Origin of the sequence: Streptococcus sp. 3705 (genome assembly GCF_013277145.1) — a bacterium.
In the GTDB taxonomy this organism is placed as follows: domain Bacteria; phylum Bacillota; class Bacilli; order Lactobacillales; family Streptococcaceae; genus Streptococcus.
The window spans coordinates 23,830-36,029 of the sequence record NZ_VMMJ01000008.1; the positions used below are offsets into that span (position 1 = coordinate 23,830).

Here is a 12,200-nt window from a genome sequence, read left to right on the forward strand (position 1 = left end):
GGTGAAATGGGCATGGAATTGGCAAAAATTATAAAAAACCATCATTGGCATACACCACTCTGAACTCGTTGGTCTGTTCAAATCCCAACTCAATTCCCCCAACACCTGAGAAGAAGGCTGCAATGTTGTTTGCGTGCGGGTTTGAATTGAAAAAATTTGTTATGTAGTACCCTAATCTAAGGAATTAAAACAATGCCTCTAATTTTTCTTTGATATCCTGGAACATTTTTGGATCTGACTGTAATTTTGAAACAGCTCTTCTCTGCTCCTGAAAAACATCTTCAGAAGTTATGTCTTCTATTCCCAATGCTTCTTTAGTTTTTTTTCTAAAATATTCTTTTCCGTTTTCATCTGTAGAAAAGTCATAATCCTCACTATCTACACTATCGCATAGCTTAGCCAAATAAAGTTCTGGAGTTTGAAAAGGAAGATAGGAGACGTATCTAGACCAATAGTCTATAAATCTTCTTCGCTTTTCAATTAATTCAGTATCATTTCTTTGGCCTTTATTTCCTGAAACTTTGAATTTAATTGAACATCCTGTTAGCTCTCGGATAATTTTATCAAGCTTTCCATTGTCTGCTTCAGGAATTTTATCTGATATAATAACACCATTTTCAAGATAGTTCATTAAATTATTTGATTCACTAACATTAGTGTTTTGATCTCCATCAAGCCAAAAATAATGGTTATCGGAATCTAAATACGAAGAGTTTAAAATATTATTACAAATTATTTGATTTGCTCCACCAGGAATATATCTCACTACTAAATTCTGTTTAAGATTCTCACTACCTGAATGAGTGATAATAAAATCTAGAATATATTTAGCTAGTCTATCTTCAACATAAATCATCTTCCTAGAATGATACACATCACCTAATTCAAAAAATACATCCTGATAATCAATATTTTCAATAACATCTATCTTTTCTCCGTTTTTCACTAAAAGTTTCACAGCTTCTCTAGGAAAATCTTTTATAAGTTGTGTAGAATGTGTAGTGATAATAATTTGATGTTTTTTATTTAAACACTCTTGAAGTAAAAACTCTTTAAATTTATAGATTGCACTCGGATGAAGTGAGATTTCAGGTTCATCTATTAATATTAATGAATTTGATTGCGCATTTACTATATCATTTACTAACAAAATAATTCTAGCTTCACCTGTTCCTGCAAAAGCCTCAGAATATTCTTTTCCAGATTTTTTCATCCAAATGGTTTTGGAAGCTTTTATATCATCACCTTTTGAATACAACTTATGAGTTAAAATTTGAATGTCTGTATAAGATTCATCCATTATTTCACTAATAATTTCACAAACTTTATCATCAACTTTAACATTATCTATAACCATTTCCTTTTTATAACGCGTATAGCTACTTGTATTATTCTTTAAAATATCAGCAACTGGTTTAGATCGTAATCTTATAAAATCTTGTTTACTACGTTGGGTAGAAATTTTTTTAAAATTATAGTGATAGAAAAATAAATCAAAAGCAGAAACATATTCTTTACAATCACAAAAGACAACATTTTTTCAATGCCATCCCATCTGTCTGTCGAAGAACTTCCGATATATTTATTTTTGGGTAATCTTTCCATCCCATATTGTTTTTGAGGAGCATATGGCTCCCAATAATCTAATCCTTTTTTTGTTCCAGAACGGCCTTTAAGAACTTCTACATTTCTAGAAGCTTTAATGTTATAATATGAATAGATTAAACACTGTTTTCCATCCACTTCATCTATTTGATCAACATTTGTACTAAACCAATATTCAGACACACTTTTATTGGCTGGAGAACCATATAAAGCTTGTAAAATTGAAGTTTTATTTACTCCATTTCTACCAACTAATAAAGTAATAGGGAAATTAAAATTTATCCTTGAATTTAATGATAAACTCTTGTAATGAGGAAATCGTATATAATCAATATAAGGATAAAATTGATTTTTATTTTTAGAAAAATTTTTAGTTATTCCTTCTAAACTCTTAATTATCTGATTGTCCATTTGCTATCTCCCTATAAACCGACATAAAATAATTTCCACTAGCTTGAGCTAATTTCACTGGAACTGCATTACCAATTTGTTTAGCTAATTGACCTCTATTTCCAACAAAAATATAGTCATCATCAAAAGACTGTAATCTTGCAGCTTCTCTTGCACTTAAAGCTCTATTTTGAGTTGGGTGCCCAAATCTACCTTTTGAATATGACATACATCCTCCTGTAATAGTAATGGAAGGTTTGTTGATATCTAATATTCCATATACATCACTATGACCTGAACGATTTTTATGACAATTTAATTCTAAAGATTTTGGCAAAGAAGTTCTACTTCCCCCATTATTTCTAATATGAGTAATTCTCTCAATATTTAAATTAGATAGTTTGTTTGCAACATGATTGTAGATACCTTCTCCAATATATTCTTCACCCCCTTCAATAGGAGGCAAGTCCATTATTACACCAGCATTAATCCATGGAAGAAGGTTCAATTCTGGTATATTTGAATGAGTTTTGGAAGGCAAATTCAAAGTTAAATTTGTGTTATCAATAATTTCTTTTCTAATCCCGTGTAACACCAATCTTTTTCTCGATTGAGGAACTCCATAATCAGCTGTATTTAAAATGTTATAAATAACACTATAATTATTATCGATTGATGTCAAAAATTTTTTAAAGATTTTTTCATTTCTTGTTCTAGTCATACCCGCAACATTTTCCATTAATAGAAAATCAGGATTCAATTCATTAATCAAACGAAGAAATTGAAAAACAAGTTGATTCCTCTCGTCATTTTCATCATTAGTACCAATAGTTGAAAAACCTTGACATGGTGGGCATGCCACAAGCATTAGTTTATCGTCTGTATCAACTTTAAGATGCTCTTTTACTTCATCTCCTGATACTAAATTTATATCTTTATCTATTACAGACACCTCAGGATTATTTAATTTATAAGTTTTAACAGCTACGGAATCAATTTCAACAGCAACTTGAACATCTATGCCTGATTTTTTAAGGCCACTTGTAGTGCCACCTGCACCGCTAAATAAATCAATAGCAACAATTTTCCCCATAGTATTCTCCTAAAGTTTCTCCTTTTTATTATAACACTATCAAATGTAAAACCCAACCCGATAGGGTTAGGTTTTTAACATTATTTCACCAACTTCTTCATCTCATCAATACGTGCGACAGTCGCATCGTATTTAGCTTGGTAGTCGGCTTGTTTGTCGCGTTCTTTTTGGACGACTTCTGGTTTGGCGTTGGCTACGAAGCGTTCGTTAGAGAGCTTCTTGCCGACCATGTCCAGTTCTTTTTGCCATTTAGCCAGTTCCTTGTCGAGACGAGCGAGTTCTTCTTCGACATTGAGGAGGTCTGCGAGAGGCAAGTAGATTTCTGCTCCTGTGATGACGCTTGACATAGCCAGTTCAGGCGCAGGGATGGTTGATGCAATTTCCAAATGTTCTGGATTTGTGAATCGTTTGATGTAGTTGACATTGCTGTTAAAGAAGGCTTCCAAGTCGCTATCGCTTGTCTTAACAAGGATGGTGATTGGCTTGCTTGGTGCTACGTTTACTTCCGCACGCGCATTACGAACAGCACGGATCAAGTCTTTGAGGCTTTCGACACCTGTGTGGGCCGCAAGGTCTTCAAAGTCTGGATTAACAGTTGGGTATGCAGCTGTAACGATAGAGCCTTCTGAGATTTGTCCAAAGATTTCCTCTGTCACGAATGGCATGATTGGGTGAAGGAGACGAAGGATCTTGTCCAAAGTGTAAAGGAGAACAGAACGTGTGATAACTTTCTCTTCTTCGTTGTCGCTATAAAGGACTTCCTTGGTCAACTCAACATACCAGTCCGCAAACTCATCCCAGATGAAGTTGTAGAGGATGTGGCCAGCCACACCAAACTCAAACTTATCAAAGTTGGCAGTTGCTTTTCCGATAGTTTCATTGAGGTTGTGGAGAATCCAGCGGTCTGTGACATTCCCAGCTTCCTTATTGACAACTTTTTCAACATTGGCAGTTGCTTGCTCGAGGGTCAAACCTTCATTGTTCATGAGGATGTAGCGAGAGATGTTCCAGATCTTGTTAATGAAGTTCCATGAAGCATCCATTTTCTCATAAGAGAAACGCACGTCTTGTCCTGGCGCAGAACCGTTTGAAAGGAACCATCGAAGGGCATCGGCACCGTATTTCTCGATAACATCCATCGGGTCAATCCCGTTACCGAGAGACTTAGACATCTTGCGTCCTTGCTCGTCACGAATGAGACCATGGATAAGGACGTTTTGGAATGGCTGACGACCAGTGAATTCCAAGGATTGGAAGATCATACGAGACACCCAGAAGAAGATGATGTCGTAACCTGTAACCAAGGTTGAAGTTGGGAAGTAACGTTTGAAGTCTTCTGAGTCTACATCAGGCCAGCCCATGGTTGAGAATGGCCAAAGGGCCGAACTAAACCAAGTATCCAAGACGTCTTCATCTTGTGTCCATCCGTCACCTTCTGGAGCTTCTTCGCCGACATACATTTCACCCTCAGCATTGTACCAAGCAGGGATTTGGTGACCCCACCAGAGCTGACGAGAGATTACCCAGTCGTGGACATTTTCCATCCATTGAAGGAAGGTATCGTTGAAACGAGGTGGGTAAAATTCTACCTTGTCCTCTGTGTCTTGGTTGGCAATAGCATTTTTTGCCAATTGGTCCATCTTAACGAACCATTGAGTAGACAAACGTGGCTCCACCACTACACCTGTACGCTCTGAGTGTCCAACACTGTGGACACGTTTTTCGATTTTAACAAGGGCACCGATTTCTTCCAACTTAGCAACGACTGCCTTACGAGCTTCAAAACGGTCCATGCCTGCAAATTCGAAGGCAAGCTCATTCATAGTTCCGTCGTCGTTCATGACGTTGACTTGTGGCAAGTTGTGACGTTGACCCACCAAGAAGTCGTTTGGATCATGGGCAGGTGTGATTTTTACGACACCAGTACCAAACTCAGGATCTGCATGCTCGTCTCCAACGATTGGAATGAGTTTATTAGCGATTGGGAGGATGACGTTTTTACCAATCAAGTCCTTGTAGCGTGGGTCTTCTGGATTGACCGCAACGGCAACGTCCCCAAACATAGTCTCAGGACGAGTTGTCGCCACTTCAAGGGCGCGTGAGCCGTCTTCCAGTATGTAATTCATGTGGTAGAAGGCACCTTCGACATCCTTGTGGATCACCTCAATATCAGAAAGGGCTGTGCGAGCAGCTGGGTCCCAGTTGATGATAAACTCACCACGATAGATCCAACCTTTCTTGTAAAGGTCCACAAAGACCTTACGAACAGCTTTTGACAAACCTTCGTCAAGAGTGAAACGCTCACGAGAGTAGTCTACAGAGATCCCCATCTTGCCCCATTGTTCCTTGATAGTAGTGGCATATTCGTCTTTCCATTCCCAGACCTTGTCGAGGAATTTTTCACGACCTAGGTCATAACGTGTAATGCCCTCTCCGCGCAAGCGTTCCTCAACCTTAGCTTGAGTCGCAATCCCCGCGTGGTCCATCCCTGGAAGCCAAAGTGTATCAAAGCCTTGCATGCGTTTTTGGCGGATAATGATATCCTGCAAAGTCGTATCCCAAGCGTGACCAAGGTGAAGCTTACCAGTTACATTTGGTGGTGGAATCACGATTGAATAAGGCTTAGCCTTTTGATCGCCTGAAGGCTTGAAAACATCGGCATCAAGCCATTTTTGGTAACGACCAGCCTCAACCTCGGCTGGATTGTATTTAGGTGAAAGTTCTTTAGACATGTGTTTGTCCTTTCTCTATTTTGTTCATTTTATTTTGAATTTGCTTAGCAGCTTCTTCTGCAGACAGATTCGTATTATTTATTTTAAGGTAGTGGTGCAACTCATTTGGTTGATGTTGGGAATTTAATTGAAGTGTTTCAGTAGTCTCCAAAATTTCTCTTTCAGATACCTCAATATGTCGTTTTAAGGGTTTGTGCTTCAACCGGTTCTCCGTTCGATTTCGACGTAAACGCTCTTCAAGACTTGTTTCCAACTCAACAAACAGAATCTCTTGATGAAAGTTATCCAATAAATCCTGAATTTGCTTTAAATACATCAGCTGGTACTGATTTGAAAAATCAATTACGTCAGTTAAAATTACTGATCGCTGATTTCTTGCACTTGCTCCAAGGAAAGAAAAGGTGATTCCACGAACAAATTCCCACATTTCCTCTGTAAAGTCCTGATAGATTTCTAATGCAAAATCGATGGCTTGATGGTTATAAAAGAGGGTAGCATCTGTCAGTCGAGATAACTCTTGACCAATCGTCATTTTCCCAGAAGCCGGAGCCCCAATGATGAAAATGTGCATCAAACTACCTCCCACTCACTCCTCAGCAAGCCATATCTCAAATCATCACAGCGATTGCCTTGGGCATCTTTACGGTCTCGGATGCGAGCTTCGAGGGTAAATCCAAGTTTTTCTGCGACACGTTGACTTTGGACATTATAACCAAAGCAAGACAATTCAATCTTGTGTAGGTTCAATTCTTTAAAAGCTAGGTTAATCAAGGCACTCGCTGCTTCGGGCACATAGCCTCGACCCCAATAATCGGGGTGCAAGGTATAGCCAATTTCCAGTACATCATCTTCATGACGATGGTTGAAATCAACAGAGCCGATAACTTTATCAGTCCCTTTGACAACAATTCCATAGCCTGCTGGGAGATTATCCTTTTCATTGCGCTTAGGAAGGATATGCTCTAGATAATAAATCTCATCTTCCAAGGTCTTGACGGGCGGAAAGCCTGCAGGGTAGGAGACTTCTGGCAAACTGGCGTAGGCATGAATATCCTCGGCATCCGCCACTGTACGGACTCGTAAAACAAGACGTTCTGTTTCCAAGCGTTCATCATCCAAAACAAAACCTTTGATGATAAATTCTTTCAAAGTCTTGGTTGCCCAAATTCTAAATTGAGTAGCCTTACTGGAATTTACTCGATAACCAACTGAAATGATAGCATCCAGATTGTAATATTCAAGTTCATGCCGGACAGCTCTATTTCCCTCTTGTTGAACCTGTGCAAATTTTGCACAAGTTGACACCTTATCTAACTCACCACTATCATAAATGTTTTTCAAGTGCTTTGTAATGACACTTCGTTCAACTCCAAAGAGCTCTGCAAGACCTTTTTGAGTCAACCAAAGATTTTCATCTTGTAAAAGGATATCTAGCTGAACATGGCCATTGGGTGTGGTATACAGGATGAAATTAGAAATTTCATTCAAGACAATTCACCTCCCCCCTTCAGTAAACAATTACTTCTCGTTTTTAAACTTTATGCCGTTTTCCTTCAACTTCTTAACGGTTACGGGACCAATTCCCTTCAAAGCGAGAACTTCTTTTTCAGTCCATTTTTTGAAATCTGAAGATGTACGAATCCCATTTTCAACAAAGATGTGAACAAGATCCATCCGAATTCCCTTCATTTTTTCCTCATTCATAAAGGAGTGCCAATCGGATACCTCGGATAAACTTCTTATCATACTGGAATGAGCCGAAAATACTGGTTTACGGCGGAACTTTTCGGCCTCGTTTGTTAAAAATTTCGTTAAAATAATATTTTCTAGTAAATAATCAAACAGAGGATACAAACTAGCTTGTAACGATTCAACTGAATTTGGACAATAGCATTCTTGGTCTTCTATATCTATAACCTTGAATTGCCAATCTTCCTCTATAAAGAATTCAACAGCTTCATCATTGATTTCCACTAATTTTGCAAATAGCTGACTTGCTTCCTCAATTTTTCCTTGAGAAAAAGCAGAGATGATGGCATGAATAAGAATGGTATCATCCCGTTTCCCTTTATTTAATTCTTCACGATAGAAACGTTCAACCTTTAGTTCCTGACCAGTAATATGATACAAGGAAAGCATACAGAAGACAAAATTAGGAGGAAAACGTTCAGGTCGCTTACTCAAATATAGGTCAATCAATTCTATAGCCTTAGAATTGAAGTTCTCCATCATATAATACTCAATCAGAAACATCAGAGCAGACAGGATAGGGCGTGCTTCAAAATAATTCCAACTATTGTATCCATTCACTTTCCATTTTTCTAAAACTAGAATTTCAAAATCCAATACTTTTTTAAAAGTCGACAAATCAAAATCTTCAACTTCTGATAATAATAAATGAAAATCAGCCGCAAAATAATCTGGATTTATTTTTAAAACTTGCTTTAACAATTTATTTCGCTTCTGTGTATTCGGAGTATGCATAGCTTCTCTAAATAAAGCATGATCCTGATTCCAATCAAAAGTCCTATTTTTCAGTTGGTAATTGATTAGCTGAACATCTGGATACTCTCCGTGTTCATCAGCATATTGCATCACTGCTGTATGTAGTTCATCGAAATTTTGAATGGTCCGACGTTCTACAAAAGTTGGATTTTTGGCCATAATTTCTGTCCAGGTAGCCTCTTCTTCAGAAATAACTTTGATATCCAACTTTTGCTGGCGTTTTAATTCTTTTTTTCTATTTTTCTTTTTAGCCATCTATTTTCTCCTCTAATTCATCCTTCAATAGATTCGACTCAACTGACTTAGAAATCCTTACAGTCTCAGATACAGGCTTTATTGGAGAATTCCAGTTTCTCTGTAGCTTGTTTACTTTGAAGGTTGTACCCCAAGCCTGACCAAGGTAGAGTTTTTCCAGTTACATTTGGTGGTCGGAATCACGAACGAAAAAGATTGAGACTTTTGAACTCCTTGAGTCTTGAGAACGTCTTCATGAAGTTGTTTTGTTAACGACCAACCTAAACATAGGATGGAGTGTATTTAGGTGAAAGTTATTTAGACATTATTTTTTCTCCTTTTATGAATATTTCTTTTATATCTACGATTTATTAATATACTGTGCATATTGTCACGATACACATAATATCCATTACAGGTGTTTAAATAGAAATATTGTAATAACCAAATTATAATCTTCCCAATAACTAATGATAATATGAAACAAACGAAAATAATTATAGTTGAGGCAAATAATTCAGACATCCAATCAGCTTCGGGAGTTATAAATTCGACCAATTTCTTCTTAATCTTTAAACCCCAAATAATTTCGGTTAACTTTGGAATAATACTCAACATTAATAGAGTAAGAAAACCATATAGTTGAGTTCGATATAGGTGTCTATCCATTTTCTCAGTTCTTATTGGTTTTTTCTTATGTTTTTTTGTATCGAATTGAGAATTTATTTCTCCAATTAGACTAGGAATTAAAATTGGCAAAAACCATGTTAAAGCATTTATTAATTCATTTTCAACTTGATTAAATACTGCTAACAGTAATATACAGATTGAACCAATTAACCATGATGCTATTACTTCTTTGGTATCTTTTGCACCATGTCTAATTAGATTATAAATCATCCACCAGCATATTAAATAAAGTGCAATAAGTGAACTGAACATAAGAATGTCAGTTATTAAATCAGAATGAAAATCAATAACATTAGAAATAAAGTAATAAATATAGATATAATACCATAAAAACGAAATAATAAGCATCGTGGCATATACATTCCACAGTGTCTTTCCCTTTACGATATCTATTTTATTAACTTTTTGAAATATCTTGATTGATCCTACAGTTTTTATAACAGATAATACAAATGGTATTATTAAAACTATTACAATGCTAAACCAGTAATCCAATTGATTTTCATGTATACTATAATTATTTGAAAAATATTTATATAATTTTATTAAGGTTGATTCAACTAGATTTTTATTATAGAGAAAGTATATCAACATTCCACAAAATATTCCATCAAAAGTATTTATAAAAGCCAAGGACTCCATACTTTTAGAAAGAAAATCTTTTAACTTATTAAACTGACTTGTATAGTTAAAAACATATATCAGTAGCGATGTAAATTGGAAAAATATTAAAAATCTAAAATCATTAATAAAAAAAAGAATTAAGGACAAAAGAGAAATAATCCAATAAGAAACAACATATTTTTTATATAAAAATTTTTTAGCTAGTAATTTAAATGAAAAACTTAACGAGAATAAAAAAATAATTATTTCTAGAATAGACAATGCAGTGCTCTTGCTGAAAATCAAACTTAATAAAAAGAGGGATAGTGATAAACCTAAAGCGGAGGCAATTGATATCAAAGGTAAATAGGCAAATGTCCTCAAAAGTATTCCCCGAATTTTGGGAAAAATACCCCATAATCTATTATTAGGTTTAAAATAACAAATCAACTTCATTTATTCTCTCTCATCTAATGGTTGTTTTATGTCCCCCACTCACTACTCAGCAAGCCATATATCAGACTGTCACAACGGTTCCCTTGGGCATCTTTGCGGTCTCGGATGCGAGCTTCCAGAGTAAAGACAAGTTTCTCTGCGACTCGTTGACTTTGGGTATTGTAACCAAAGCAAGAGAGTTCAATCTTGTGAAGACCCAAATCTTTAAAAGCTAAGTCAATCAAGGCTCGCGCTGCTTCTGGCACATAACCACGACCCCAATAGTCTGGGTGCAGGGTATAGCCAAGCTCTAGCACATCGTCCCCATGGCGATGGTTGAAATCAACAGAACCAATGACTTTATCGGTTCCTTTGACGACAATCCCATAGCCTGCTGGGAGGTTTTCCTTTTGATTGCGTTCGGGAAGGATATGCTCTAGATAGTAAACCTCATCTTCCAAGGTTTTGACTGGAGGAAAGCCTGCTGGATAGGCGACCTCTGGGAGACTAGCGTAGGTATGGATATCCTCAGCATCTGCCACTGTACGAACTCGTAGGACGAGTCGTTCGGTTTCTAATCGTTCTGGTAATTCAGTTCTTGCCATCCTTCTTCCTCGCTTTCTTGATAAAGCTTCCCATGGGATTGACTCGGCTATCTAGATAACGATAAACACGCTGATGGCCGTCCCCCATAAAGTAAGTCGGCGCAAAACGGTCATTTTTAAAATGTCCCTTTTCATCCAAGAGTTCAGGATTAGCCAGTCGGTCAAGAATCTTAGCAAAAATGTGGCAAATACCATCTTCCTCAATAATCCGATCTACCTGACAGTCCAATACGACTGAACAGGCCTCTAAAATCGGTGCCTGAGTCCGTTCAGAAATCTCGTAGTCTAGCCCCAGGTGTTTCAATTTCTCCCGATGACTGATAAAACCAGCCTGCTCCATCTCGAGCATGAGATTTTCATCAGGAATATTCACAGTAAACTTCTGGTAATGCTTGATTTGCTCAGCCGCATTTTCCTCAGCTCCGACACCAATGACTAGCCAATCTCCCAAGCTATAAGAGGAGCTACAGGTCGTAATATTGTGTCCAAAATTCTGATCCTGATATCCCAAAATGAAGATAGGAAAGCCATAGTAGAGTTTACTTGTTTTAAAAGATTGCTTCATAACAACCTCCTTTGACTAAGACGCAAAAGAAAAGCCCTGCCATCTACATGACAGGGACGAATGTATTTATCCGCGGTACCACCCAATTTCGGGCAGTTGCCCGCAACTCTCGTCTTTAAAACAAAAAGACACTTTTATTTCAATTTTTCATCCATTAGCAACTAGTTTTGACACATTTGTGGACTTCTCAGCACCGCCACTTTCTGTAAAATGTGGGATTCAAAACACCTCTAATGGCTCTATTGTAGCAAGATTTTGATGGAAATGCAAGGCACAAGAAAGATTACTTGAACTTGATGCCATTTTCCTTCAATTTCTTGATGGTAGCTGGGCCGATTCCTTTCAAGGCAAGGAGTTCTTTTTCAGTCCAGTTTTTAAAATCTGACGCAGACTTGATGCCTTCATCATAGAAAGTCTTAGCACGATCAAGTGGGAGTCCACCCAAGTTTGCTGCAAAATCTTCTACAGAATTGGCTACTTTTTGAGCTTGCTCTTTGGTAGCTTCTACTGCTTGTTCAACTTTTTTAGAAACAGCCTTACCAGCTTGGCTTGCTGACTGTTCTGCACGTTTTACGACTTTTTTTGTCTCTTCTACAACCTTAGTCACAGTACTTGAAAAAGCACCTGCACGACGGAGGCTATTTCGTAATTGTTTTTTACGATTGAGTTTCTTTGACATGATAAAATCCTTTCAATAAAAAATCCCTGCTCTGACAAGGATTTAATATAAATATTCTATCAAG

The 12,200-nt window shown here is 37.1% G+C and carries 9 protein-coding genes and 3 pseudogenes; all 12 read right to left on the bottom strand.

The annotated features are described in order from the left end of the window. Positions 1 to 40: 40 nt before the first annotated feature. Positions 41 to 163: pseudogene (locus HT714_RS02025) on the bottom strand (DNA (cytosine-5-)-methyltransferase); the annotation flags it as partial. Positions 164 to 412: 249 nt separating this feature from the next. Further along, positions 413 to 1,788 (bottom strand): annotated as a pseudogene (locus HT714_RS02030) (AAA family ATPase); the annotation flags it as partial. 67 nt (positions 1,789 to 1,855) lie between these two features. Beyond that, positions 1,856 to 2,016 (bottom strand): annotated as a pseudogene (locus HT714_RS09905) (hypothetical protein); the annotation flags it as partial. Then, positions 1,997 to 3,088, bottom strand: a complete 1,092-nt coding sequence (locus HT714_RS02035; protein ID WP_173226145.1) for a DNA cytosine methyltransferase — start codon at positions 3,086 to 3,088, stop codon at positions 1,997 to 1,999. The pseudogene HT714_RS09905 and the gene HT714_RS02035, both read right to left, overlap by 20 nt. Before the next feature lie 80 nt (positions 3,089 to 3,168). Continuing rightward, positions 3,169 to 5,820: a valine--tRNA ligase gene (locus HT714_RS02040; RefSeq protein ID WP_173226143.1), complete on the bottom strand. Its 2,652-nt coding sequence runs from the start codon at positions 5,818 to 5,820 to the stop codon at positions 3,169 to 3,171. Continuing rightward, a complete protein-coding gene (locus HT714_RS02045) occupies positions 5,813 to 6,391 on the bottom strand; it encodes an AAA family ATPase (RefSeq protein ID WP_173226141.1) in 579 nt (192 codons plus the stop codon). Before HT714_RS02045 ends, HT714_RS02040 begins: the two co-directional genes overlap by 8 nt. Next, positions 6,391 to 7,125 carry a GNAT family N-acetyltransferase gene (locus tag HT714_RS09605; protein WP_345789535.1) on the bottom strand — a complete coding sequence of 245 codons (735 nt, stop codon included), beginning with the start codon at positions 7,123 to 7,125 and terminating at the stop codon, positions 6,391 to 6,393. Before HT714_RS09605 ends, HT714_RS02045 begins: the two co-directional genes overlap by 1 nt. A gap of 213 nt (positions 7,126 to 7,338) precedes the next feature. After that, positions 7,339 to 8,580 carry a hypothetical protein gene (locus tag HT714_RS02060; RefSeq protein WP_173251398.1) on the bottom strand — a complete coding sequence of 414 codons (1,242 nt, stop codon included), beginning with the start codon at positions 8,578 to 8,580 and terminating at the stop codon, positions 7,339 to 7,341. 297 nt (positions 8,581 to 8,877) lie between these two features. Next, the gene (locus HT714_RS02065; protein ID WP_240148091.1) at positions 8,878 to 10,308 is read right to left on the bottom strand and encodes a beta-carotene 15,15'-monooxygenase; all 1,431 of its coding nucleotides are present in this window, start codon (positions 10,306 to 10,308) and stop codon (positions 8,878 to 8,880) included. A gap of 26 nt (positions 10,309 to 10,334) precedes the next feature. Continuing rightward, a complete protein-coding gene (locus HT714_RS02070) occupies positions 10,335 to 10,892 on the bottom strand; it encodes a GNAT family protein (protein WP_173226135.1) in 558 nt (185 codons plus the stop codon). Next, positions 10,879 to 11,457 carry a flavin reductase family protein gene (locus HT714_RS02075; RefSeq protein WP_173226133.1) on the bottom strand — a complete coding sequence of 193 codons (579 nt, stop codon included), beginning with the start codon at positions 11,455 to 11,457 and terminating at the stop codon, positions 10,879 to 10,881. Before HT714_RS02075 ends, HT714_RS02070 begins: the two co-directional genes overlap by 14 nt. 283 nt (positions 11,458 to 11,740) lie before the next feature. Beyond that, a complete protein-coding gene (locus HT714_RS02080; RefSeq protein WP_000038635.1) occupies positions 11,741 to 12,136 on the bottom strand; it encodes a helix-hairpin-helix domain-containing protein in 396 nt (131 codons plus the stop codon). Positions 12,137 to 12,200: the final 64 nt, after the last annotated feature.